Annotated in this window: 22 protein-coding genes; 7 read left to right on the forward strand and 15 right to left on the reverse strand. The window is 66.0% G+C overall.

Annotation, left to right across the window (positions count from 1 at the left end; all coding sequences use genetic code 11):
- From J1M81_RS08125 to rimP, 4 genes are all read right to left on the reverse strand, one after another.
- Window positions 1–534: translation initiation factor IF-2 N-terminal domain-containing protein (locus tag J1M81_RS08125; RefSeq protein WP_206497909.1), on the reverse strand; the 534-nt coding region annotated here is incomplete at its 3' end.
- A 97-nt stretch (window positions 535–631) separates the two neighbouring features.
- Window positions 632–964, reverse strand: coding sequence for a YlxR family protein (locus J1M81_RS08130; protein ID WP_052053323.1), 333 nt, complete (start codon window positions 962–964; stop codon window positions 632–634).
- Window positions 965–1,060: 96 nt separating this feature from the next.
- Window positions 1,061–2,068, reverse strand: a complete 1,008-nt coding sequence (gene nusA / locus J1M81_RS08135; RefSeq protein ID WP_032372604.1) for a transcription termination factor NusA — start codon at window positions 2,066–2,068, stop codon at window positions 1,061–1,063.
- Window positions 2,065–2,640 (reverse strand): ribosome maturation factor RimP, encoded by a 576-nt coding sequence (gene rimP / locus J1M81_RS08140; RefSeq protein ID WP_032372838.1) that lies wholly within the window; start codon window positions 2,638–2,640, stop codon window positions 2,065–2,067. Before rimP ends, nusA begins: the two co-directional genes overlap by 4 nt.
- Before the next feature lie 185 nt (window positions 2,641–2,825).
- Here rimP and J1M81_RS08145 point away from each other — a divergent pair, with 185 nt between their 5' ends.
- The gene (locus J1M81_RS08145) at window positions 2,826–3,335 is read left to right on the forward strand and encodes a hypothetical protein (protein WP_027496743.1); all 510 of its coding nucleotides are present in this window, start codon (window positions 2,826–2,828) and stop codon (window positions 3,333–3,335) included.
- Window positions 3,332–3,772 (forward strand): ferritin-like domain-containing protein, encoded by a 441-nt coding sequence (locus J1M81_RS08150; RefSeq protein ID WP_032372605.1) that lies wholly within the window; start codon window positions 3,332–3,334, stop codon window positions 3,770–3,772. Before J1M81_RS08145 ends, J1M81_RS08150 begins: the two co-directional genes overlap by 4 nt.
- Here J1M81_RS08150 and J1M81_RS08155 read toward each other — a convergent pair.
- Window positions 3,702–5,192: an MFS transporter gene (locus tag J1M81_RS08155; RefSeq protein ID WP_206497910.1), complete on the reverse strand. Its 1,491-nt coding sequence runs from the start codon at window positions 5,190–5,192 to the stop codon at window positions 3,702–3,704. The two genes, J1M81_RS08150 and J1M81_RS08155, sit on opposite strands and share 71 nt — an antisense overlap.
- An 83-nt stretch (window positions 5,193–5,275) precedes the next feature.
- On the opposite strand from J1M81_RS08155, the gene J1M81_RS08160 reads away from it, so the two are divergent.
- Window positions 5,276–5,890, forward strand: a complete 615-nt coding sequence (locus J1M81_RS08160) for a TetR/AcrR family transcriptional regulator (RefSeq protein WP_032370810.1) — start codon at window positions 5,276–5,278, stop codon at window positions 5,888–5,890.
- A 3-nt stretch (window positions 5,891–5,893) separates the two neighbouring features.
- Here J1M81_RS08160 and J1M81_RS08165 read toward each other — a convergent pair whose 3' ends face one another.
- Both J1M81_RS08165 and J1M81_RS08170 read right to left on the reverse strand, forming a co-directional pair.
- Window positions 5,894–7,615, reverse strand: coding sequence for an acyl-CoA dehydrogenase family protein (locus J1M81_RS08165; protein ID WP_206497911.1), 1,722 nt, complete (start codon window positions 7,613–7,615; stop codon window positions 5,894–5,896).
- A 91-nt stretch (window positions 7,616–7,706) separates the two neighbouring features.
- Entirely contained in the window at window positions 7,707–9,458 is a 1,752-nt protein-coding gene (locus tag J1M81_RS08170; protein ID WP_032372608.1) for a proline--tRNA ligase, read from the reverse strand.
- Between the two features lie 70 nt (window positions 9,459–9,528).
- Between J1M81_RS08170 and yaaA the strand changes: the two genes are divergently transcribed.
- The 4 genes from yaaA to mgtE all read left to right on the forward strand — a co-directional run bounded on the left by yaaA (window position 9,529) and on the right by mgtE (window position 13,835).
- The gene (gene yaaA, locus J1M81_RS08175) at window positions 9,529–10,272 is read left to right on the forward strand and encodes a peroxide stress protein YaaA (RefSeq protein ID WP_027496738.1); all 744 of its coding nucleotides are present in this window, start codon (window positions 9,529–9,531) and stop codon (window positions 10,270–10,272) included.
- The gene (locus J1M81_RS08180) at window positions 10,269–11,480 is read left to right on the forward strand and encodes a DUF2786 domain-containing protein (RefSeq protein WP_032372609.1); all 1,212 of its coding nucleotides are present in this window, start codon (window positions 10,269–10,271) and stop codon (window positions 11,478–11,480) included. The genes yaaA and J1M81_RS08180 overlap by 4 nt, the downstream gene beginning before the upstream one ends.
- A 64-nt stretch (window positions 11,481–11,544) precedes the next feature.
- Window positions 11,545–12,444: a nuclear transport factor 2 family protein gene (locus tag J1M81_RS08185; protein WP_206497912.1), complete on the forward strand. Its 900-nt coding sequence runs from the start codon at window positions 11,545–11,547 to the stop codon at window positions 12,442–12,444.
- 44 nt (window positions 12,445–12,488) lie between these two features.
- Window positions 12,489–13,835 (forward strand): magnesium transporter, encoded by a 1,347-nt coding sequence (gene mgtE / locus J1M81_RS08190; RefSeq protein ID WP_052061550.1) that lies wholly within the window; start codon window positions 12,489–12,491, stop codon window positions 13,833–13,835.
- A 13-nt stretch (window positions 13,836–13,848) separates the two neighbouring features.
- Here mgtE and J1M81_RS08195 read toward each other — a convergent pair whose 3' ends face one another.
- From J1M81_RS08195 to J1M81_RS08230, 8 genes are all read right to left on the reverse strand, one after another.
- Entirely contained in the window at window positions 13,849–15,336 is a 1,488-nt protein-coding gene (locus tag J1M81_RS08195) for an MFS transporter (RefSeq protein WP_032366427.1), read from the reverse strand.
- 7 nt (window positions 15,337–15,343) lie between these two features.
- Entirely contained in the window at window positions 15,344–16,579 is a 1,236-nt protein-coding gene (cobA, locus tag J1M81_RS08200; protein ID WP_371831401.1) for a uroporphyrinogen-III C-methyltransferase, read from the reverse strand.
- 11 nt (window positions 16,580–16,590) lie between these two features.
- Window positions 16,591–18,273 carry an ATP-binding cassette domain-containing protein gene (locus tag J1M81_RS08205; RefSeq protein WP_032366426.1) on the reverse strand — a complete coding sequence of 561 codons (1,683 nt, stop codon included), beginning with the start codon at window positions 18,271–18,273 and terminating at the stop codon, window positions 16,591–16,593.
- A gap of 72 nt (window positions 18,274–18,345) precedes the next feature.
- Window positions 18,346–20,013 carry an alkaline phosphatase D family protein gene (locus tag J1M81_RS08210; protein ID WP_027496731.1) on the reverse strand — a complete coding sequence of 556 codons (1,668 nt, stop codon included), beginning with the start codon at window positions 20,011–20,013 and terminating at the stop codon, window positions 18,346–18,348.
- A gap of 37 nt (window positions 20,014–20,050) precedes the next feature.
- Complete coding sequence (locus J1M81_RS08215; protein ID WP_051365125.1) at window positions 20,051–20,440, reverse strand: cobalamin biosynthesis protein; 390 nt, start codon at window positions 20,438–20,440, stop codon at window positions 20,051–20,053.
- On the reverse strand, window positions 20,431–21,825 hold the full coding sequence (locus J1M81_RS08220) for a cobyrinate a,c-diamide synthase (RefSeq protein ID WP_206497914.1): 1,395 nt from the start codon (window positions 21,823–21,825) through the stop codon (window positions 20,431–20,433). The genes J1M81_RS08215 and J1M81_RS08220 overlap by 10 nt, the downstream gene beginning before the upstream one ends.
- Complete coding sequence (cobO, locus tag J1M81_RS08225; protein WP_027496729.1) at window positions 21,819–22,439, reverse strand: cob(I)yrinic acid a,c-diamide adenosyltransferase; 621 nt, start codon at window positions 22,437–22,439, stop codon at window positions 21,819–21,821. The genes J1M81_RS08220 and cobO overlap by 7 nt, the downstream gene beginning before the upstream one ends.
- An 11-nt stretch (window positions 22,440–22,450) precedes the next feature.
- The gene (locus J1M81_RS08230; RefSeq protein ID WP_371831402.1) at window positions 22,451–24,388 is read right to left on the reverse strand and encodes a magnesium chelatase subunit D family protein; all 1,938 of its coding nucleotides are present in this window, start codon (window positions 24,386–24,388) and stop codon (window positions 22,451–22,453) included.
- Window positions 24,389–24,400 lie beyond the last annotated feature (12 nt).

Consider the following 24,400-nt stretch of genomic DNA (forward strand, 5'->3'; position numbering starts at 1 on the left):
GCCAGGACCAGCGGGCTTGGGGGCGGCCGGAGCCGACGCTGTTGCCTCGGCCGACGCGGCAGGTGCCTGCTCGACCGGAGCAGCGGGTGCTGCCGGACGAGGGGTGGGCGCAGCCGGTGCCGGCGTGGGCGCAGCGGCCGGTGCCGACGGGGCAGCGGGAGCTACCTCAGCGGGCGACTGTGCTGCCGGAGCTTGCGCTGCGGGTGCCTGTGCAGCGGGGGCCTCGGGCTCGGCCGGGCGGGATGCCGGCTTGGGTCCGGGACGAGGTCCACTCGGCTTTGCTGCGCCGGGCTTCGCGGCGGAATCCGACGCACGATCTGCTGCTGCGCGACCGTTGGGTGCTGCTGCACCGGACGCCGGCGCGTCCGCGTTTGCGGACGGGAAGGATTCACGAAGTCGACGAGCCACGGGGGCTTCGACTGTGGATGATGCGGACTTGACGAACTCGCCTTGCTCTTTGAGCCGTGCGAGTAGTTCCTTACTGGTGACACCGAGTTCTTTTGCCAACTCGTGCACGCGGGCCTTGCCTGCCACTGCTCTCCTCACTGAGAGGCCGAGCGAGGCTTGGTGCCCGCACGACCTCGGGTTATCTCCGATGGACGTTCATCGTTGGTGCTTCACGGTGTGCTCATCAGTGCTGTTGCCTGTTCTTGTCGACGGGTGTTGCTCTTGTCGTGTTCTCGCCGTGCAGCCGTTCGTGCTCGTCGAGCACGTCCGATACTGCGGACGATTCCACATTTCCCGATATCCGAAACGCGCGGCCGAAGACTCGGCGACGTTCCGCATTGTGCAGGCATTCTCGGTTGTAGTGCAACCAAGCACCACGACCGGACATCGAATGCCGGATGTCGGGGACGAGAGCGAATTCGTACGAACCAGCTTCTCGAACCACGATCCTCAACAGATCGGCGGCCGGCACTCGCTCCCTGCACCCGACACATGTACGAATCGGCCGGCTTGTCACAACCGGATTCTCGCGTTCACGTCTCCGAGCGGAGAGGTCGTTACCGAACCATCGACCACTCTACCGCTGTATTGCCTCGATCTCCGCATTCCGGCCCTAGGCGCTGGTCGTCTCGGGTGCCGCCGCGTCACTGCGGATGTCGATACGCCAACCGGTCAATCGAGCGGCAAGTCGAGCGTTCTGCCCTTCCTTGCCGATCGCCAGCGACAACTGGTACTCCGGGACCACCACTCGCGCCGCGCGAGCGGCTGCGTCCACCACGGTCACAGACACAACCTTCGACGGCGACAGTGCATTCCCGACGAACGTCGCCGGGTCCTCGTCGAAGTCGATGATGTCGATCTTCTCGCCGGCCAGTTCGCTCATCACATTCCGCACGCGCTGCCCCATCGGCCCGATACATGCACCCTTGGCGTTCAGGCCCGAGACCGTCGACGCGACCGCGATCTTCGAGCGGTGCCCCGATTCACGCGCTACCGCCACGATGTCGACCGAACCGTCGGCGATCTCGGGCACCTCGAGCGCGAACAACTTGCGCACCAGATTGGGGTGTGTGCGCGAGAGCGTGATCTGCGGGCCGCGGTTGCCCCGCGCGACTCCGACGACGTAGCACTTGATGCGCTCACTGTGCTCGTACGTCTCCCCCGGAACCTGCTCGGCGGGCGGAAGCAGGCCGTCGGCCCCGTTCGCCTCGCTGCCGATCCGGACGATGACGGTGCCCTTGGCGTTGGCGCGCGTATCGCGCTGAATGACGCCGTTGACGATTTCACCCTCGTGGGTCGAGTACTCCCCGAAGGAGCGCTCGTGCTCCGCATCGCGCAAACGCTGCAGAATCACCTGACGAGCGGTGGTGGCAGCGATCCGGCCGAAGCCTTCCGGCGTGTCGTCCCACTCGGAGATCAGATTGCCCTCGGCGTCGAACTCCTTGGCCATCACCCGGACGGAACCGGTCTTGCGATCGACGTCGATTCGCGCGTTGGACTGGTGCCCCTCGGTGTGCCGGTAGGCGGTCAACAGCGCGGTCTGGATCGTCGAGATCACCATCTCGATCGGAACGCCCTTGTCCGCCTCGATGGCGCGCAGAGCTGCAATATCGATATTCACTTGTCCGACCCTTCTTCCGGTGCTTCCACATTCACGATTTCGTCGGTGTTCGCGGGTGACGGCCTACCGCCCACCACGCCGCCCGCAAGATCCATCTCTTCTGCGGTCGGCCGCGAAAATTCTACCTGCACAACAGCTTTCACGACATCGGCCAGCGCGATCGATCGTGTCGAGAGAACTGCCTTGTCCTTGATCACGAGGGCAACCGAGTCACCGTCGAGAAGTCCGACGCGGCCCTCGACCTTGCCGTCGGCGAGTTCGATCCGCACCTTGCGACCACGCGCGCGACGCCAATGCCGTGGTTGTGTCAACGGGCGATCGATTCCGGGAGTGGTGACCTCGAGGGTGTACGGCGCTTCGCCGAAATCGGTCACGCCGTCGAACACATCGGAGATCACCCGGCTCAACTCCGGCAGCGCGTCGAGGTCGACGCCGTCTTCACGGTCGACCATGATGCGCACGGCACTGTGCTTACCGGCAGCGACCACGTTCACGTCCTCGAGGTCGTAGCCCCGATCTCGAACCAGGTCGCCGAGCAGTTCGACAACCCTTTCCTGGGACGGAACAGGCATGTCGCGAACTCCTCGTGTGTAGTTGTCGGCAATGCGGCACAGGTGCGCCGGTCCGCGTTTGGTGAACCAACAGACTACCGCCCCGCAGGTGGTGCTCGCGACCACGCACGGCCGAGGCGACACACGGGCACGGCGCGTGTCGCCTCGAGGGTCCGACACGGTCGAGGGTCTGGCACGATATCGGGGTGCCCACGCCGACCGCCCCTCTCTCGTTGAACAGACGTGGGTTGTTCCGGCTCGCCGGTGCCGCCGTACTCACAGCGGCCACGGCGTCGACCGTCACGGCTTGCGGCGCGGAGGAAATCTCCGGTCCCGCACTCGATTCTCTGACGGCACAGTTGCGCTCCGCTCGCTCCGACGCCGCGGCTGCGTCTTCGGCGGCAACGGTCGCTCCCGATTACGCAGGAGCTCTCGGCGTGGTCGCGGCCCAGCGGACCGAACATGCGGATGCACTCGAGACCGAGATCGCCCGGGCTACCGGAGCGACCACCGACACCTCGTCGGCGACTGCCACGACGACCACGAGCGCGGCCCAGTCCGCGCCGCCACCCGATCTCGGCGCGGTGCGCGATGCGCTGACCGCCTCGGCACGCAGTGCGGCGACCGCCGCCCGCGACGAAAGCGGTTATCGCGCCGGCCTTCTCGGGTCGATCAGTGCCTCGTGCACGGTGTTCGCTCAGGTGGTACTCGCATGAGCGATCTCGGACCCGAACAACAGGGGCTCGTCGATGCACTCGTCGCCGAGTACGCAGCCGTCTTCGCGTACGGGATCGTCGCGGCGTTCTCCAACCCGACCCGAGCAGACATGGTGGCCGCGTGCACCGCGGCACACCGAGCGCGTCGAGACTCGACCATCGACGCACTCCGCGCGGCCAGCGTCACAGCGCCCCTGCCCGATCCGGCATACGCGTCTCCGTTTCCGGTGACCGATGCGATCTCGGCTGTGCAGCTCGCTGTTCAGGCAGAGATCGACACGAGCGTGGCGTGGCGCTCGGCCGTCGAGCGCAGTCGATCCGGCGGCACTCGCGAGATGGGCGTCCAGGCACTGACCGAGGCCGCGATCAGACTGGCCACATGGCAGCAGATCCTCGGCGCCACACCGTCGTCGACGGCTTTTCCCGGTCAGCCGTGACCACGTCGTCCGCCGGACCGGCGGAACGACCCGGCATGAACAGTGCCGCAACCAATCCGATCGCCACCGCCCCTGCGCCTACGAGTAGAGCGGGTGCCAACGCGTCGGTGTATCCAGCGGGGGTGAGTGATCCTCCGTTTCCGATGAACACCGCCGTCAGGACGGCGATTCCGAGCGCAATTCCCACCTCCCGCACAGTGGAGTTCGCACTGCTCGCCGTGGCGTGATCGTCGTCGTCCATGTCTCGCAACACTGCGGTCGCCGAGGGCGCGAAGGTCAACCCCATGCCGACTCCGGCCATCAACAGCGCGGGCACCATCGACAGGTAGGCGGTGTCGGGTCCGAGGATCAGTGCCATCCACACCAGTGACAGCGACTGCAACGCCAGTCCGGACACCAACAAGCCGCGCAGGCCGACTCGATCGGCCACGAGACCCGCAATGGGTGCGACCACCATAGGCGCGGCGGTCCAGGGCAATGTGCGCAGGCCCGCCTCGAACGGGCTGTAGTGCATCACTATCTGCAGGTACTGAGCAAGCAGGAACACGGCCCCGAACATGCCGAGCGAGAACGTGATTCCGATGATGTTCGCCAGCGTGAAACTGCGTGATCGGAAGAGCGTCAACGGCAGTACCGAGAACGGGGTTCGCCATGCTCGGGAGACGAACGCGAGGAGAAGCACCGCAGAGCCGACGAAGCTCGCGAGCACGGTGGTCGATGCCCATCCGTCGTCGTTGCCGTGGACCACCGCCCACACGAGCAAGAACACCCCGCCGCCCGCGAGCACCACACCCAGTAGATCGAGAGGTTGCCTGCGTCCGGTCGACTCGGTCAGGGCGATGTACGCCAGCGGTACCGCGACGAGCGCCACCGGGACGTTGATCCAGAAGATCGCCTGCCAGGAAATACCGTCGACGACCGCACCACCGACGACAGGCCCGAGTGCGACACCGAGGCCCGAGACACCGCCCCAGATTCCGATTGCCATGGCGCGCTTGGCAATCGGGACGACAGCTGCGAGCAGAGTCAGTGACAGCGGCATGATCGCCGCGGCACCGAGGCCCTGTATCGCCCGCGCGGCGATGAGCATTGCCGGACTCGTGGCGAGCGCGCTGGCCACGGAGGCCGCGGTGAACAGCGCTATCCCGCCGAGGAACGCCGCGCGCCTGCCCCAGCGATCGCCCAAGGTTGCTGCAGTGAGCATGAATGTCGCGAAGCTCAGTGTGTAGGCGTTGAGGAACCACTGCAGCTGTCCGACCGACGCATTCAGATCCTGCTGAACCACCGGCAGCGCGCTGGTCATCACCAGATTGTCGAGGGTCGCCATGAACATGGGCAGGGATGCGGCGACGATTCCCAGCCACACCGGAATAGACCGAGCGGCGGGGTGCACTGCAGGCGGAGAGGCTGTAGCGGTCATGGCGAACGTCCCGTCTCGAGTTTGTAAGCATCGAATGATTACTTATGATGCGACCGTAAGTTATCGACTGATAACCTGTCAACATGTCCGACACTCCCACGCCCAAGCCCCGAGCAACCCGAATGGACGCGGCCGACCGTCGAGAACTCGTCCTCGACGCCGCGACACGAGCGTTCGCACGCGGGGGCTTTGCTGGGACGAGCACCGATGCGGTGGCGAAGGAAGCGGGCGTCTCGCAGCCGTATGTGGTTCGGATGTTCGGGACCAAAGTCGAGTTGTTTCGGCTGGTCTTCCAACGCTCCATCGACGGGATCATGACGGCGTTCGACGCAGTGCTCGCTTCGGGGCCTCTGGACCCAGCGGACGACGAGACCTGGGCCGACCTGGGCGGTGCCTACGCCGATCTGGTGGCCGATCGCGACCTCTTGATGGTCATGATGCACGGGTTCGGTGCAGGGTCGGTACCCGAGATCGGCCGCCAGGCACGAGAAGGAATGGGCGCGATCTACAACCAGATCCGCAGCGGTACCGGGTGTTCGGAAGATCAGGCTCGGCAGTTCATCGCACACGGAATGCTGCTCAACGTCTTGTTGTCGATGCAGGCACCGGAGCATCCGGAGGACAGCGAGGGGCTGCACGAGATGACGATGTGCGCGTTCGGAACCAAGCTCGTCCCAGCCGATTCCGGACAGCTGTGACGCCTAGGGACGCATCTCGTACCGACCGTCGTACGTGACGACGTCGTTCCAGACCGTCTCGAATCTTACTGCGTCCACCACCGGCTTGCGTACGGCGTCCAGCGCCCATTTCTGCTGCGCATCGGTCGACGACGGCTTTCCGTACAGCGCGACGGCGTAGCCGGAGAAGTCCCTGATCTGGAAGTCGAAGATCTGGTCCAGCATGTCGGTGGAGATCTCGTCGGCCTGTTCGAGGATCAGGTGGCCGTAGACGACGAGTGAGAACAGATGCCCCACCACGAGCAGGAAGTCGAGGTCCTGTTGCTGCGACTCGTCGGGGGCGCACTCGGCGAGGAACGACGCGAACGCCTGGGCCTGCTCGTAGAAACGACCCACGTTGGGAACACCGGAATGCTTGCGATACACCGGGTTCCAATCGTGGAACCGAACCGAACTCGCGCCGCGAGCGGGGCCTTGGGCGAAGAAGAATCCGTCGTCGACGGCGTCGGTGAACCTGGTGACCTCCGCCTGAGCGGTGGGCGAGAACATGTATGCCGGCATGAACTTGAGCATCAAGGCGACGTTGACATGCACCGTTCCCTCGAGTTTCGGCAGTGTTCCGATCAGTTGCGCGGCTTCACGGAAGTAGGTGTTCTTCTCGTACCCCTTGGCGGCGATCACGTCGTGCAGCAAGCGGACCACCGTCTCGCCCTCGGACGTCACCTTGGCCTTGGTCATGGGGTTGAACAACAGGTAGCGCCGGTCGCCGGGACCCGCAGCGCGGAAGTAGTCCAGCGCACGCGCACTGAACAGCTTCATGGCGGTCAGCCGCGAGTAGGCATCGACGAATGCACTGCGCACATGGGGGAATTCGGTGACACGGTTGCCGTACAGAATCCGATTGTTGGCGTGTGTGATCGCCTCGTAGAACGCGTGCTCGCAGATGCCGATCGAGCCGGTGCAGAGGTTGAACTTGCCGACGTTGACGGTGTTCAATGCAGCCGAGAACGCGTCGGGTCCGGTATGCAGAATGTCCTCGCGACGAACGGGATAATTCTCGAGCGAGAAGGTACTGACGTACATCTGGCCGTGAACGACGCTCTCGCGCAACCGATACGCGGGATGCGAGCTGTCGGCGACGAAGAAGACGTACGACTCCGGCCCGTCGATGTCGGTGCGTCTACCGAACACCGACACCATCCCCGCCACGTTGCCGTTACCGATGTAGTACTTCTCCCCCGACGCGGTGAACTCGAGGTCGTCGTCGGCGGAGGGGGTCAACAGCATGTCCGTGGAGTACACATCGGCACCGTGTGCGCGCTCGGACAGGCCGAATGCCATGACGCCGCCGCGGTCGAGCTCACGCGCTGCGCGGCGCTTGGCGTCGTCGTTGTCGCTCATCCAGATCGGGCCGAGGCCGAGCACCGTGACCTGCCAGGTGTACCAGTAGGCCAAGCCGTAAAACCCGAGAATTTCGCTCAGAGCGGCGTTGCGGGCAGCGTCCCAACGAGCGTTGGGCAACCCGTTCGCATACTCGGCCGGCGTCGAGAACGTGGCGAACAGTTTCTGGGCTGCGACGAACTCGAGGAAGTCGGCGGGCCAGACTCCCTCGAGATCGTCGGCGAGCAGCCTGGCCTTACCGCGATCCTCGAACCAATCGATCAGTGCGCGGAGCTGACGACGAGACTCCTCGTCGAGCTCGGCGGGATCGAAAGTTGTCGGATCGAACAGCGCAAACTGAGCCACGGTGTGACCTCTCCTAGTCGTGTGACCCGAAGCTACCAGCGAGTAGACCGGCGCGTGGGGAGATCGAGCGTGGAGAGATCGGGACGGGCTGTTACGTGGTGGCGCGCACCGCGGCGACGATCTCGTCGACCGCGGAATCGATGTCGAGTTCACGGCTCTCACCCGAGAATCGATCCCGGATTTCGACCTTGCCATCGGCCCAACCGCGGCCGAGGACGACGACGAGCGGAACGCCGATCAGTTCGGAGTCCTTGAACTTCACGCCGGGCGAGGCCTTACGGTCGTCGAAGAGAACCTCGATGCCCAGCGAATCGAGTTGCGTCGCAATGGATTCTGCGCCGGCGCGCGCGGCCTCGTCCTTGTTCGCGATCACCAGATGTACGTCGGCGGGTGCTACCTCCGACGGCCACCGAAGGCCCTTGTCGTCGTGCATCTGCTCGGCGATGACGGCCACCAGACGGGAGACACCGACGCCGTAGGAACCCTGTACGAGTCGCACGGGCTTGCCGGTCTCGCCGAGTACGTCGACCGAGAATGCATCGGTGTACTTGTAGCCCAACTGGAAGATGTGCCCGATCTCGATTCCGCGAGCGCTGACCAGCGGCCCCTGTCCGTCGGGTGACATGTCCCCGTCACGCACCTCGGCGGCCTCGATGGTGCCGTCGGGAACGAAGTCGCGGCCGGCCACGAGGTTCACCACGTGCTTGCCCTGCACATCGGCACCGGTGATCCACGATGTTCCGTTCACCACCCGGGGGTCGACGAGGTAGCGAACTCCGTTGGCCTGCAGCGCACGTGGCCCGATGTATCCCTTGATCAGGAACGGGTGAGCAGCAAAGTCCGCGTCGGTCAGCAATGCGAATTCGGCAGGCTCGAGCGATGCTTCGAGGCGCTTCTCGTCCACCTCACGGTCACCGGGCAGGCCGATGGCCAGCAGCTCCCACTCGCCACCGGCGGACCGCACCTTGAGCAGGATGTTCTTGAGCGTGTCGGCACCGGTGACGGTACGACCCAGATCTGCGCCGTTCGCCCACTCGACCAGCGTCGCGATGGTGGGAGTGTTGCCCGTCTCGTAGTCGACCGCGGCAGGCTGCCCCTCGATGGCGATGGGGTCCGGTGCCGGGGTCGTGACGGCCTCGACGTTGGCCGCGTATCCCGATTCGATGCACCGAACGTAGGTGTCCTCGCCGATGTCGCTCTCGGCCAGGAATTCCTCGGACGCACTTCCGCCCATCGCGCCGGACGTCGCGGCGACGATGACGTAGCTGACCCCGAGCCTGGCGAAGATGCGCTGGTAGGCGTCGCGGTGTGCGGCGTAGGACCGCTTCAGTCCGTCCTCGTCCATATCGAAGGAGTAGGAATCCTTCATGACGAACTCGCGTCCGCGCAGAATCCCGGCGCGAGGACGCTCTTCGTCGCGATACTTGGTCTGAATTTGGTACAGCGTGACCGGCAGGTCCTTGTAGGAGTTGTATTCGGCCTTGACCGTCAACGCGAACAACTCTTCGTGGGTCGGACCGAGCAGCATGTCGTTGCCCTTGCGATCCTGCAACCGGAACAATGCGTCCCCGTATTCGGTCCACCGGTTCGTCGTCTCGTACGGCTCACGCGGCAGCAGGGCGGGCAACGAAATTTCCTGCGCCCCGATGGCGTTCATTTCCTCGCGCACGACGCGTTCGACCTGTCGCAGCACTCGGAGACCCAGCGGCAGCCACGAATAGACGCCCGGCGCGATACGACGAACGTAGCCGGCGCGAACCAACAGCTTGTGGCTGTCGACCTCGGCGTCGGCCGGGTCGTCGCGAAGGGTACGAAGGAACAGCTGCGAAAGACGGGTGATCACGGGTTGTCAGACTAGTCGGTGGTGCAGCGCCTGCGGGTAGGCGGCCGCGAAGTGAGTAGCCTTGACCCCCGTGCTGATTCTGCTGCCTCCCTCCGAGACGAAGTCCGACGGCGGTTCCGGAGCACCTCTCGATCTGGACCGGTTGTCGTTGCCGTCCCTGCTTCCGCTCCGCAGAACGCTTGCCGACGCCCTGGTCCGGCTCTCCGACGACGTCGACGCGTCCATCACCGCTCTCGGTCTCGGTCCGACCCAGGTGGACGAGATCGAACGGAACGCTCGCCTGTTCGCCTCGCCCACCACTCCCGCCCTGCGCCGGTACACAGGAGTGCTGTACGACGCTCTCGGGGCGTCGACCTTCACCCGTGCCGGACGCGCGCGTGCGGATGCCAGGCTGTGGATCGGGTCGGCACTGTTCGGGGCCGTTCGCGCGTCCGACCCGATTCCGTCCTATCGACTCTCCGGCGGGTCGTCCATTCCGAACTTCGGGACGTTGCGAGCGCACTGGAAGCCTCGACTGTCCGAGGCCCTTCTCACCGAGGCCGAGGGAATCGTCGTCGACCTCCGGTCCGGCACCTATCAACAGCTCGGGCCCATCCCCGGGGCGATCACGGCAACGGTGCTCACCGAGAAGCCCGACGGCAGTCGGTCGGTGGTGAGCCACTTCAACAAGCATCACAAGGGATTGCTCGCCCGCGCGCTGACCCTGACCACGGCCGAGCCCAAAGATGTGAAAGCTGTTGCGCGCGTGGCGTCGAAGGCGGGTCTTCGAGTCGAAGTGGCGTCGGACACCGAACTGATCGTGCTCACCGAATGAGCGCCGTTCCGGAACTGCTCAGACAGGGAGCCGACGCGTCGGTCGGCAAGAACAAGAGTCAACGCATCGCCGACGACATCGCCGACCGATTGGTCTCGATGCAAGCGAACGAACTCGGCACGCTGGCACTGACCAACATGATCGGCACGCTGTACGAGAACGGTTGGCAACCACTGGATCTGATGCATGTGGTCCGGCGTCAGCACACGGTGGCGGTGACGAATCTCGCTGCCGCGGCACTGCTGCACCATGCCGATCTCATCGAAGCGGACTCCCGCGCCCCGCACGATTGGGTCGATCAGATGTCGGCGATCTGCGAACAGTTCCCGACGGTGGCAGCCCGAGTCGACGCCACTCCCGACTTCCTCACGGCGTACCTCGTGGCGTCCGGCAAGTCCGACTACATCGCCGCAAGTGATCAGTGGCTCGACGTTCTCACGCTGCTCGGCCAGTGGCAAACCCTCCCCCGTTGGCCGCAACTGGGTGCCAAGCCTTCGCAGTGGCCCCGCACACGCTCGTCGGTGCCGACGACCACCGGCGCGGATTCACCGAACAGCAAGATGCTGGCCAAGATTCGCGGTCTGCTGGCCAAGGCCGATGCCACCGATTTCGCGGAGGAAGCCGAGACGCTGACCGCCAAGGCGCAGGAGTTGATGACGCGATACTCGATCGACACGCTGCTGTTGGCCGAGGGTCATCTCGACGTTCGCGGTCGACGGGTGCACATCGACGGTCCGCACGCACCCGCCAAAGCCCAGCTCTTGCACGTCGCCGGTACTGCCAACCGGGTCAAGACGATCTGGGACGCGGAGTACGCCGTTGCGACGCTCGTGGGCGCGCCGGTGGACGTGGAACAGGCCGAGCTCGTCTTCACCTCGTTGCTGGTGCAGGCAACCCGAGCTCTCGGCCACTCCCCGGAAGCCAAGAAGCGAAAGAAGGCCGGCTCGGCCGCATTCGGCAAGGCGTTCCTCTACGCCTACGCCATCCGCATCGGAGATCGTCTCACCGATGCCGACGCGCATGCCCTCGACGAGGCGAGACAGGAATCGGGCGACCTGCTGCCAATTCTCGCGGCACAGACCGTTGCCGTGGAAGCGGAGTTCGACCGCCTCTTTCCCACCGCCAAGCCGATGCGCGGCCCGCGCCTCGATGCCGAGGGATGGGACTCGGGACGAGCCGCGGCCGACCGAGCCGATCTGTCCCGCTGAAACATTCCACGAGGTTCGTCGACCGATTCGGGAACTGTTGTAGCTTCAAGTCAGTTGAGCAGACATGAACCGAACACGCGCAGCTTCTCGACTCACCGTGCCCGTTCTGGTCGCACTGTCCGCCATCGCGGCGTGCGGTACGTCGCCCTCCACCCCGGAGCCGAACGACGTCTCCGTAGCCGCGCAGTCGCCCGACGACCGCTCCGACAGCGTCACCGAACCACGCAACGAAGAAGCAGCGCTGACGCTCTTCGAACCTGCATTCACGGCCGAAGAACCCGCCGCCGCCGCGTCGGTCGTGGCGGAGAACGCCGTCGATCGATCTGGACCAGCGGTGGGGCCCGACGCGATCGTCGCCCGATTCGAGGCCACCCGGACACGGATTCCCGGTGCACGAGCCGTCGTCAAGCATGTCGCGGCCGATGGCAGATGGGTGGCAGTGCACTGGCAGGCCACCGCTGATCCGGCATCCGAGACCACCGGTGAAGCGAACATCGACCTCTTCGCCTTCGACGGCGGCAAGGTCACCGAGCACTGGGCCATGACGCAATCCGTGCCGGCCACGTCGATGAGCGGCAACACCATGTTCAGTGACCTCTACCGCTACCCGACCGCGCCCACCGAGCCGACCGAGGACGAGGAAGAGCGCCGACGCATGTCGGTGACGGCTACCTACGACGCGCTCTTCCGCGAACACGACGCGTCCGTGCTCGCGACCGACTTCGCCCCGTCCTACCTGCAACACAATCCGATTGCGGGCAACGGCACCGCGGCACTGCAACAGTTCTTCGCCGGCGGCGCGCAGTTCCCTGCCTCGGAATCGGTCGTCTCGCTGGCCGACGGCGATCTGGTGTGGACGTTCGCGAAAGCGCCGGGCGCAGCAGAATCCGACCCCTTCGTCGCGGGAGACATCTTCCGGTTCGACGGCGGCATCGTCGAGCACTGGGACGTCGTTCCGGAGTAGCGACCGCTGTCGGTCGATGACCGCTCGCAAGGCAAAATGGACCGGTGCCCGAGACTCTCGACGACATCGTGACCAGGACATCGGAACTACTGGCCGAGCGCGACGTGGCCGCGTTGTCGACCCTGATGGCGGGTCTGTCCACGACGAACGCGGTCAGAATGCTCGAACGGGTCGACTCGGCGCAACGGGCGGTTCTGTTTCGGCTGTTGCCCAAGGACGACGCCGTGGTCGTGTTCGAGCGCTTCGACGCGACCATTCGCAGCGAGCTGTTCGAAAGTTTGCGTAGCGACGACGTCATCGCCCTGTTCGAGAACCTCGACCCCGACGACCGAGTGGAACTGCTCGACGAGCTGCCCTCCAACATCGCGCATCGCATGATGCTCGGCCTGTCGCCGGCCCAACGGGCGCTCACCGCACCGATGCTGGGCTACGACCGCGGTTCGGTAGGCCGTCGAATGAGTCCCGAGTACGTGCGCCTACGCAGCGACACGACGGCAGCCGAGGCTCTCGACGCGGTGCGACGGACCGGTCCCGACGCAGAATCGGTGTACCTGCTGCCCATCACCGACGACCGTCGCACGTTGCTCGGTGTGGTGACGCTCGCCGATCTCGCGACGGCGGAATCGACCACGCCGGTCGGAGAGCTCCATTCGTCGCATCCGGTGGTGCGGGCGGACTCGTCGGCGGAGGTCGCGGCACGTCTGTGTTTCGAGCATCGCAGTCCGGCGGTGGTGGTGGTCGATTCCGAACAGCGCCTGATCGGCATCCTCACCCTCGAGCAGTCCTCTCGCATTCTCGAGGAGGCCGAGGACGAGGACGCCGCCAGGGCGGGCGGTGCAGAACCGCTGCGTCGGCCGTACCTGTCGACGCCGGTCCTGTCCATCGTTCGTTCGCGCGTGGTCTGGCTGCTCGTGTTGGCGTTGTCGGCCATCCTCACCGTGCAGGTGCTCGAGATCTTCGAGCATGCACTGGCCGCGGTGGTGACCCTCGCGCTGTTCATTCCCCTGCTCACCGGCACGGGCGGGAACACCGGTTCGCAGGCCGCGACCACGGTGACCCGCGCGCTCGCCCTGGGTGACGTCCGCCCGCGCGACATCGCCGCTGTGCTGTTTCGCGAGGTCCGCGTCGGCGCGACGATGGGAGCGATGCTCGGGACGTTGGGGTTCGTCATCGCCGGACTCGTCTACGACTGGCACCTGGGCCTGGTCATCGGCACGACGCTGCTGTCGATATGCACGCTCGCCGCGACGGTCGGCGGTGCGATGCCGCTGATCGCCAAGAAGATCGGCGTCGACCCCGCGGTGTTCTCGACGCCCTTCATCTCGACCTTCTGCGATGCGACCGGCCTGATCGTCTACTTCCTCATCGCCAAGGCCGTACTGGGAGTCTGATCGGCCCCGCTCGTCAGCCCTTCTGGGCGTCTTCCTGCGCGGCCTGCGCCTGGGCCACCTGCTGCGGGGTGAAACGGATGAACAGTGCGGCGATGCCGGCGATCACGGCGCAGACCGCGCAGCAGAACAGCGCGAACATGTACCCGGAGCTCAGTGCGTCGAGCTGACTGTCGTTCATCAGAGTCGCCGGCCCGGATATGCCGCCGAGGGACAGTGTCCGCGACGTGACCAGGGCCCCGATGACGGCCAGCGCCAGAGGACCGCCGAGGGTCTGGGCGACCAGTGAGATTGCCGTCAGCGGACCGATTTCGGTGGGGCTCACGCCCGCGATGGCGCACAGCGGCAGCGGAACGACCGTCAGACCGACGCCGAAGCCGATCCCGATCACCGGGAAGAACAACCCTGGGAAGTACGCCGAATCCGCGTCCATCGTCGTCACGGACACCAGCAGCCAGCCGACCATGATGACCGCACCACAGAGAATCAGCCAGCGCGGAGCGATCCGAGTCACCAGTTGCGACGCGAGGAACGCCGCGGCACCGAGACCGAAGGCGAACGGCACGAAAGCCAGGCCGGCATGCAGCGGGCTGTAGCCCAGAATGTCCTGCACGAACAACGCCACATATGCAGCGAGACAGAACATGACCCCGCCGGCGAAGAAGATCGCGACGAAAGTCGCCACTCGATCGCGACTGACGAACAACGAGAACGGCAGCAGCGGGTTCTCGGCCCGTCGCTCGACCAACAGGAACAATCCGAGGAACAGCAGTCCGGCGATCAACGACACGATGACGATCGGGCTCGACCAGCCCAGCTCGGTACCCTCGCTCAGCGCGAGGACCACACCCGTGCAGCCCAGGGTCGCCAGGATCGCGCCCGGCACGTCCAGGGCGAGCTTCGCCCCGACGGTCTCCTGCAGCGACACGACGGCGAGCACGACGATGACGATGCCGATCGGTACGTTGATCAGGAAGATCCAGCGCCACGACACCTCGGTCAGAGCGCCGCCGATGATGAGCCCGGCAATGGACCCGACACCGGTCATGGCGGCGTAGATGGCGATGGCCTGATTTCGCACCGGGCCCGGAGCGAACGTCGTGGCCACCAGCGCGAATGCCGTGGGCGACGCCACCGCGGCACCGACCCCTTGCAGTGCCCTCGCCGCAACGAGCGTGGCTTCGTTGACTGCCAGTCCGCACAGCAACGAGGCGATCGTGAACAGGACGACGCCGGCGAGGAACATCTTCTTTCGCCCGAAGGCGTCGCCGAGCCTGCCGCCGAGCAACATCAGCCCACCGAATGCCAGCGCGTAGGAGGTCAACACCCAGTTGCGCCCGGCGTCGGACAGACCCAGATCGGCCTGCAGCGGAGCCAAGGCCAGGTTGGCGACGGTGCCGTCGAGAACCACCATCAGTTGCAGCCCGCTCAGGACGATGATCGCCATCCCGAACGCTCGGGTCGTCACCGGGTATTTGATCTCGGTGGCGGAGGTGTTGGACATCGATGACTCAGGCACGAGCGTTCACGTTACCGGCGTGTACAGAGAACCCGGCCACAGTGCCGATGACGACGATCGCCGGCGGCCTGATCTCGGCCTCGCGGACCGCGTCGGCGACGGTGCTCAACGTGGCCCGAACTTCACGTTGGGTGCGCATGGTGCCCTCCTGAACGACGATGACGGGGGTGTCCGACGGGCGGCCGCCCGCCACGAGTACATCGGCGAACAGCCCGATGCGCTCGACGGCCATCAGCAACACGATTGTGCCCTTGAGCTTGGCCAACGCGTCCCAGTCGACCAGAGAATCGGGATGATCGGGGGCCACGTGACCGCTCACGACGACGAATTCGTGGGTGACGGCGCGATGCGTCACCGGGATTCCGGCCGAGGACGGAACCGAGATCGCGCTGGTGATGCCCGGTACCACCGTGACCGGAATGCCCTCGGCGGCCAGCGCTTCGAGTTCCTCGTAACCGCGACCGAAGACGTACGGGTCACCGCCCTTGAGCCGAACCACGAACTTGCCGGCCTTGGCACCGTCGATCAGCGCCTGGTTGATGGCTTCCTGCGCCATCGCCCGGCCGTACGGAATCTTCGAAGCGTCTATGACCTCGACGTGTGGTCCGAGTTCGGCGAGCAACTCGGGTGGAGCCAGCCGATCGGCCACCACGACGTCCGCGTATGCCAGGAGTCTGCGGCCCCGGACGGTGATCAGATCCGGGTCGCCCGGCCCGCCGCCCACGAGCGCGACACCGGTCAGCGGCGCGTGCGCCGAGTCGGCCACGACGCCGGACTGCAGCGCTTCGACGACGGCATTGCGCACGGCGGCCGATCTGCGATGTTCGCCGCCTGCCAGCACTCCCAGCGTGAGGCCGTCCCATTCGGCCGACGCCGGAGTGACGGCTGTGCCGTCCTTGGCGATGTCGGCACGGACACAGAAAATCTTGGACGCGGTCGCTTCCGCAACAATGGCGGTATTGGTCTCGGCCTCGTCGGTGCAGGCGATGGCGTACCAGGCGTCGGCCAGATCGCCGTGGCGGTAATCGCGCAGTTCGAGCGTCACCTGCAATGCCGTCGCCATTGCCTCCACGGCCGGAGTGGCCTCGCGGGTGACCACGTGGACCACTGCTCCGGACGAGATCAACAGCGGTAGTCGACGCTGTGCGACGGTGCCGCCACCGACCACGACGACGCGCCGCCCCTCGAGATTCAGGCCGACCAGATAGGGAGAGTCAGTCGCGTTCACGAGAGGAAACGCTACCGCGCGCGCTGGACTCGCTTCTCGTCCCATACGGGCTCGGCCGCTTCGTAAACCTGCCCGGTGGCACCGAACACCAGGAATCGATCGAAACTGCGGGCGAACCACCGGTCGTGTGTCACCGCGATCACGGTGCCCTCGAATGCCGCGATGGCGTCTTCGAGCGCATCGGCCGACATCAGGTCGAGGTTGTCGGTCGGCTCGTCGAGCAGCAGCAGCGTGGCACCGGAGAGCTCGAGCAGAAGAATTTGCACACGTGCCTGCTGCCCGCCCGACAGATTGTCGTAGGACTGTTCGGCCGCGCGGGCCAGACCGTATCGGTCCAACGCTCGGCCGGCAGCCTCACGGCCCATGCCGTCCCGGTGCTCGTTGCCCATGTGAAGGATCTCGAGCAGCGTGTTGCCGGCAAGATCCGGACGCGTGTGCGTCTGCGCGAACAGACCGGGCCGTACCCGGGCCCCGAGTACCGCTGTCCCGGTGTGCGGAACGGGCGCGAGTGCGAGTTCCTGGACCGGCTCGTGCTCCTTCTCGGGATCGGTGCCGCCGTTGGCGAGCAGACGCAGAAAGTGCGATTTGCCCGAGCCGTTGGAACCCAATACCGCCACGCGATCGCCGTACCAGATCTCGGTGTCGAACGGTTTCATCAGGCCGGTCAGTTCCAGGGCCGTGCACACGAGCGCACGCTTGGCCGTTCGACCACCGCGCAACCGGACGGTGACGTGCTGCTTGAGCGGCACGGCCTCGGGCGGTCCGGCCTCCTCGAATTTGGCCAGTCGCGTCTGCGATGCGTGGTAGCGGGCGGCGACGCCGTCGTTGAACTTCGCCTTCTCGCGCAGACGCAACACCAGCGCGCGCAGTTTGACCAATTCCTCGTCCCACCGCCTGCGCAGTTCGTCGAGTCGCGCGTTCCGGTCTTCCCGCGCTGCGTGATACGTCGCGAACCCACCGCCGTGCACCCACGCGGTGGCCCCGCTCACCCCCGGCTCCAGGGTCACGATCCGGTTGGCAGCGTTGGCGATGAGCTCCCGGTCGTGGCTGATGAACAGGACGGATTTGTCGGAGTCGCGAATGGTCGCTTCGAGCCAACGTTTGCCGGGCACGTCGAGGTAGTTGTCCGGCTCGTCGAGCAGCAGCAGATCGTCGGTGCCGGCGAACAACGACTCGAGCACGAGCCGCTTCTGCTCACCGCCACTGAGCGTCGAGGCGGCGCGCCACTTCGCGCGATCGAACGGCATACCGAGCGCAGCCGTGGTCACCTTGTCCCAGAACGGTTCCAGGTCGTAGCCGCCCACGTCGCCCCAATCGGACAGGGCCTGCGCGTACTTCATCTGGGTCTTCTCGTCGTCGACCTCGATCATCGTGTTCTCGGCGGCGTCGAGCGCAGCAGCTGCGGACCGCACGGCTGGGGACGCGACCGACAGCAACAGGTCACGCACCGTCGAGTCGTCTCGCAGTTGCCCGACGAACTGCCGCATCACCCCGAGCGAACCGGAGCTCGACACCGCGCCCTCGTCGGGAGCCTCGTCGCCCGCCACGATGCGCGTCAACGTCGTCTTACCGGTTCCGTTGGGCCCGATCAGTGCGGTCTTGGCACCGTCGCCCACCCGGAAGCCGACGCCGTTGAGCAGCTGCCGTCCGTCGGGCAGGAAGTACACGATGTCGTTGAGTTCGAGATGGGCCACAACGAACCAGCCAACCCCATCAGCCCCTCGATGGCCAATCGTTTTCACCCGAGCATGGCGGGGATGCCTGCTCTAGGCGAGCGCCAGGCTGGACGTTCGTGTCAGGACCTGCTTCCCGGCGTCGTCGACGTGGGCATGGTGGACCTGCAGTCGCGCCGAGTCGCCGTGCAGGGTCAGCAGCATGACCCCGTTGTCGAACCACGGGCCCGCCTCGGCCTGCCACTCGACACCCGACGGGCCCACGTGGGCGGCCCGCGCGAGCTTCGACAGGATCCTCGCCGCCGGGCGTTTGACGGCAAGTTTGTTGACCGCGCGGATCGGCAGATTCAGCGGATTGCGGAACGGAGACATCGTCAGCTGATACGTCGCAGGCACGTCGCGCCCGCCGACACCGAAGTCGGCGTTCGCGACGTACGAGCAGTGCACGTCTCCCGAGAGCCACATGATCGACGCGGGCTTGTCGTCACCGCGCGAGAGCTCACGCGTCAGGGCTGCCATGTCGTTGAACGAGTTGGTGAATGCGGCCCAGTGCTCGAGGTCGAGTCCGATTCGCATCTTTTCGGCCACCTTGGCCGACCTCGGCCCCCAACTCCCCTGTGCCACAGCCTCGTTCCACTGTTCTAGATGATGCAGTGCCGGCAGCATCAGGTACGGCAGTGACGATCCGAACAGCAGGTGTCGGGGCGTCGTCTCGAGTGCGCGCTCGCGGACCCACGCCCATTCCTTCTCGTCGACCATTTCGCGGTTGTCGGGGTCGAGATTTCGTGAGCAGCGTGAGTCGATCATGATCAGACGGGTGTCGCCGAAATCTCGATAGAAGCTCCACCGGCCGGTCTCGGGGGCTCGATCGACACGTAACGCGAAGTCGGCCAACAGTTTCTCGCGATCCGCATCGGTCTCGGCGGAGCGAACGGCGGCGTACATCTCGTCCCCCGCCAGTTCTTTCGGCGAGAGATTGCCCAGATGTTGATACACCCAGTACGACGAGTACGCCCCGATCACGCGGTCGTTCCACCACGGCCGGGTCTCGATGTCACGACGCCAGGAGGCCGACGAATTCCAGTCGTCGCGCAGATCGTGATCGTCGAGAATCATGCACGACGGGATGCTCGCCAACAGCGTCCGCACCGGCTCGAGTCCCCACGATTCCCGGTACAGCCACGAGTACTCCTCGAAGTCGCAGATCTCGTTCTCCGCGTCGGTGCCGATGGCACTGGTCGGTCCCTCTCCCGACTCCCGTCGCGCCTGCAGTCGTTCGACTATCTCGGGCGACGGGTCGTCGGCGTACACCTGGTCACCCAGAAGCAACAGGGCCTGGGGCCACTGGCCCGGATCCTGCTCGATGAGGGCAGATCCGAGCCCGGCGAGTGCATCGGCACCGATCGTCTTCAGAGACTTCGCGCTGTAATCGTCGCCGCGCCGACACGACCCGAACGCAAGCGTGACCGGCCCCGCTGCGTCCACGGTGTGGATGCTGGCTCGCTTGCCGTCCTCCGGCCACACCCTGTGCTCGTCGACGAACACCTCGTAGCTCACCGGCGCGTTGGCGGGCAGGCCCTCGAGTGGAACGAGCGCGAAGTGGTGACCGTGCACTCCCCACGTTCGTTCCGATGCTCGGACGCCGACATCGGTGACGACGGTGACGGTGCACGGGTGCGCCATCTCGAACCACAGGGTCGCGGTCTCGGTGCCGACATAACGAACGATCGGGCCGAGTAGAACCAGACTGTCGGAACTCATTCGACCCACAGTGCCCTCGTCGGCTCGCTTTCGCCAGTCAGTGCGGCGGATCCGCCGGTTCTTCGTCCGTCGCGGCCACCGCGACGACCACGGTGGCCCCGACTGCCTTCGAAACCAGCAGCCGCCGCGCCGAGCCGGCCAACAGAGCCGACGCTTCCGCGACGCTGGCAGTACCGACTGCGTCTCGCACCCGGTCCGACCCGGATTCGGTGACGACTGCAGACAGGTCCGACGCCGAGAACGTCGCTCCTCGAACACCCATTCTCGACGCGATCGCTGCCACCAGTTCTGCTTTTCGGTCGATCGATGCGATGCTCACCACCGACCAGTTCTCGTGCATCACCTCGGTGATCGCCCGCAGTACCTCGTCGGGTCCGACCCCGGCTCTGGCGCCGATTCCGATGACGACGCCGCGCCTCACACGCACGCGTAATCGTGTGCGGCAGCGACGAATCGAGTGATCGACTCGGGGTTTCCCGCCGCGTGTGTGTGCAGATACGACGCGTGGACACCACCCTGCACGAAACCCTCGCGGGCGGCGGTTCTGCCGTCGACCCCATGCTTGTGCCAACCCCACGCCGCCGGTGCGCTCTCTCGGACGTCCACCAGTTTCGTTCGGTGGAATTCGTGGCCGGTGACGCGACTACCCGCGTCGAACAGCGTCGACGATTCGAGGGCGACGGCATCGCGGTATCCGAGGGTGAGCGTGTTCCCGAATTCCGCGTCGACGTCGACCACTCCGGCCATGGCGTGGCCGTCCAATCTCCTTGCGAGATAGAGCAACCCGGCGCATTCGGCATGTATCGGCAATCCGCGGGCCGCCGCTGTCCTGATATCGGCGAGGAGCACTTCGTTCGCCGCGAGGGCGGCGGCATGCTCTTCCGGGAAGCCGCCGGGGAGCACCACTCCTGCTGTGCCCGAGGGTAATCCGTCGCGCAGCGGATCGAAGACCGCAACATCTGCGCCGGCGGCCCGAAGCAGTTCGACGTGCTCGGTGTAGCCGAAGGTGAACGCCGGGCCGCCGGCGACAGCGATCACCGGTGCGCCGCCGGACGGTCCGACCTCGAGCGCAGGGTTCCAGGCCGGGACGGGCACCGACGAACGCGCCAGAGCCTCGACCGCCTCGATGTCCACGAACTGTGCGACCAATGCACTCATCGCGTCGACCGCATCGGTAGCGGCACCGCCGTGCTCCACCGCGGTGATCAGCCCCAGATGCCGTGACGGAACGACCAATTCACTCATCCTCGGCAGGGAGCCCAGAACCGGAACACCCACTCGTTCGCAGGCCTGACGGAGCACCTGTTCGTGCCGATCACTGCCGACGCGGTTGAGAATCACACCGCCGATCCGCACACTCGAGTCGTAGGTGGAGAATCCGTGCAGCACGGCGGCGAGGGATTGACTGTGCCCGCGTGCGTCGACCACGAGCACCACCGGCGCGCCGAGCATGGCCGCCACTCGCGCGGTCGAGCCCTCGGCGGACGCCTCCCCCGGACCGGTCATGTCGATCTTGCCGTCGAACAGGCCCATGACGCCTTCGACCACCGCGATGTCGCAGCCGCTGCTGCCGTGCAGAAACAGTGGGCCGATGCGGTCGGCACCGACCATGACCGCGTCGAGATTTCGACCGGGCAGGCCCGCGGCGAGCGAGTGGTAACCGGGATCGATGTAGTCCGGGCCGACCTTGAACGGAGCGACCCGACGGCCGGCACCGCGCAGGGCACCCATCAGTCCGGTGGCGACCGTCGTCTTTCCGCTGCCCGACGCGGGTGCCGCGATCACCACGGCCGGACACGACCGGTTCACCATTCGATGCCCCGCTGCCCTTTGCGACCCGCATCCATCGGGTGCTTGACCTTGGTCATCTCGGTGACGAGGTCGGCGGCCGCGATCAACTCCGGCGGAGCGTCGCGGCCGGTGATGACGACATGTTGGTTGCCCGGCCGATGTGTCAGCACCTCGACCACCTCCGCGACGTCGACCCAGCCCCACTTGAGTGGATAGGTGAATTCGTCCAACACGTAGAAGCGATGGGATTGCTGCTCGATGCGCCGTGCGATCTCACGCCAGCCTTCGGCCGCGGCGTCGGCGTGGTCGACCTCGCTGCCCTTCTTGCGAGTCCACGACCACCCCTCCCCCATCTTGTGCCATTCGACAGCGCCTCCGATTCCGGTGCTCTCGTGCGCGTCGCCCAGAGCACGAAACGCCGCTTCCTCGCCCACCTTCCACTTCGCACTCTTGACGAACTGGAACACGCCGACGTCGAAACCCTGGTTCCAGGCCCGCAACGCCATTCCGAACGCAGCGGTCGATTTCCCTTTACCGGGACCGGTGTGGACGGCGAGCACCGGCAGATTGCGGCGCTGACGAGTCGTGAGGCCGTCCTCCGGAACGGTTCCCGGAGCAGGTACTCCCTGTGGCATCGCGTGTCCCCCTACGCCGCTGCGCGAACGACGGCGGTGACCTGCTCGGCCGACAGGTCCGCGAGCGCCACGTATCCGCCTCCGAGACAGCCGGCGAAGTCCGCGGCCAATCCCAGGCGCACCATGCCCGACTCGCAGTCGACGACGACCGACGCGATCTTGTCCGCCGCGATGCGGCCGGCGGCGATTCGCGCCCGACCGACGGGATCGGTGCCGCCCGTGGCACGCCCATCCGTCAGAGCGACCACCAACGCGCGCCGCAGCGGGTCTCGAACCTTCTCGCGCAGCACCAACTCTCGCGCGGTCAGGAATCCCTGCGCCAACGGAGACTTGCCCCCGGTCTTCATCTTTCGCAGCCGCGTCACAGCGACATCGACCGAGGACGTCGGCGGCAGTACTGTCTCGGCCTCGGTGCCGCGCACGGTGATGACCGCGACCTTGTCGCGCCGTTGATAGGCGTCACGGAGCAGTGAGAGCACCGCACCCGTCACCGCCGACAGTCGGTCTCGCGCAGCCATGGATCCCGACGCGTCGACGACGAAGACGATGAGGTTGCCCTCGCGCCCCTCCTTGACGGCTCCGCGCAGGTCCTCGGGCGCCAGTCGCAGCCGCCCGGACGTGCGCCCACGCACCACCTGCTGCTCGGCTGCCGCGAACAACGTACCGATCAGATGCAGACCCCGGCCCGGTTCGACGGTGGGACGAACCGACCGTCCGTACGAGGACCTCGACCGCGAGCGCCTACCCGGAGCACCTTCACCGACCCCGGGAAGCTCGATGAGCCGCGCCTTGAACTGCGCGCCCGGTGTTCCCGCCTGCCGATCGCTGCCCGCACCGGTCGGGGCCTTTTCCTGGCTGTCGGCCGGTTCCTGCGGCGTGTCGGATTCCGTACTCGACGGCGCGTCGGGAGTTTCGGCCGCGTCGGGCTTCGGTGCTCCTCCATCACCGTCGGGATCCGGCTCCGGCTCGGGATCGGGTTGCTGCTCGGCCTGTTCGGCGGCGTCGCGCATGGCGTCGTCGAGCTGCTTGTCGTCTATACCCGGCTCGTCGAAGGGGTCGCGTCGACGCCTGTGCGGTAGCGCCAATTCGGCCGCGACGCGCACGTCCTCCTCGGTCACCTCGCTCGCGCCTCGCCACGCGGCGTGGGCCGAGGCCGTACGCGCGACCACCAGGTCTGCGCGCATACCGTCGACGTCGAACGATGCGCACAGCGCGGCGATGCGCCGAAGTTCCTTGTCGCTCAACACCACATCATCGAGGATCGTGCGTGCAGCCACGATCTGCGCTGCAAAGGCGGCGTCCTCGTCGACGTACGCTGCCGCGAACGCGTGGGGATCACGCTCGTAGTTCATACGCCTGCGCACGACATTCATGCGCACGTCCACATCACGCGACGCGGTGACCTCGACCGCCAGACCGAATCGGTCGAGCAACTGTGGCCGGAGCTCACCCTCCTCGGGATTCATCGTGCCCACGAGGACGAATTGTGCTGGGTGAGAATGCGATACGCCGTCTCGTTCGACGTGTACGCGACCCATCGCCGCCGCGTCGAGCAGGACGTCCACGAGGTGGTCGTGCAACAGGTTCACTTCGTCGACGTAGAGAACGCCGCGGTGTGCCGCTGCGAGCAGGCCGGGTTGGAATGCTCGTTCCCCGTCACGCAGTACCTTCTCGAGGTCGATGGACCCCACCACGCGGTCCTCGGTCGCTCCCACCGGAAGCTCGACCAGCTTGGCCGGGCGGGCACCATCCTCGTCCTCGACGGCAGGCAGCAGAGTTGCGAGCGCCCGAACCACCGTCGATTTCGCGGTCCCCTTCTCGCCGCGCACCAGCACACCGCCGATACCGGGGTGCACCGCGCACAGAATCAACGACAACCGCAGCTGATCCTGACCGACGATCGCACTGAACGGATACCCCGGTTCGGGGACACTGCTCTCTCGCTGCACAACCAATTCCCT

Origin of the sequence: Rhodococcus sp. KRD175, from assembly GCF_017168275.1 — a bacterium.
GTDB classification, from domain to species: domain Bacteria; phylum Actinomycetota; class Actinomycetes; order Mycobacteriales; family Mycobacteriaceae; genus Rhodococcoides; species Rhodococcoides fascians.

Coding starts and splice junctions, on each gene's coding strand:
- J1M81_RS08180 (WP_032372609.1), top strand. CDS start 10,269: ATGAGCGCCGTTCCGGAACTGCTCAGACAGGGAGCCGACGCGTCGGTC.
- J1M81_RS08195 (WP_032366427.1), bottom strand. CDS start 15,336: ATGTCCAACACCTCCGCCACCGAGATCAAATACCCGGTGACGACCCGA.
- J1M81_RS08150 (WP_032372605.1), top strand. CDS start 3,332: ATGAGCGATCTCGGACCCGAACAACAGGGGCTCGTCGATGCACTCGTC.
- J1M81_RS08185 (WP_206497912.1), top strand. CDS start 11,545: ATGAACCGAACACGCGCAGCTTCTCGACTCACCGTGCCCGTTCTGGTC.
- J1M81_RS08220 (WP_206497914.1), bottom strand. CDS start 21,825: ATGGTGAACCGGTCGTGTCCGGCCGTGGTGATCGCGGCACCCGCGTCG.
- J1M81_RS08155 (WP_206497910.1), bottom strand. CDS start 5,192: ATGACCGCTACAGCCTCTCCGCCTGCAGTGCACCCCGCCGCTCGGTCT.
- rimP (WP_032372838.1), bottom strand. CDS start 2,640: ATGCCTGTTCCGTCCCAGGAAAGGGTTGTCGAACTGCTCGGCGACCTG.
- cobO (WP_027496729.1), bottom strand. CDS start 22,439: ATGCCACAGGGAGTACCTGCTCCGGGAACCGTTCCGGAGGACGGCCTC.
- J1M81_RS08210 (WP_027496731.1), bottom strand. CDS start 20,013: ATGAGTTCCGACAGTCTGGTTCTACTCGGCCCGATCGTTCGTTATGTC.
- J1M81_RS08160 (WP_032370810.1), top strand. CDS start 5,276: ATGTCCGACACTCCCACGCCCAAGCCCCGAGCAACCCGAATGGACGCG.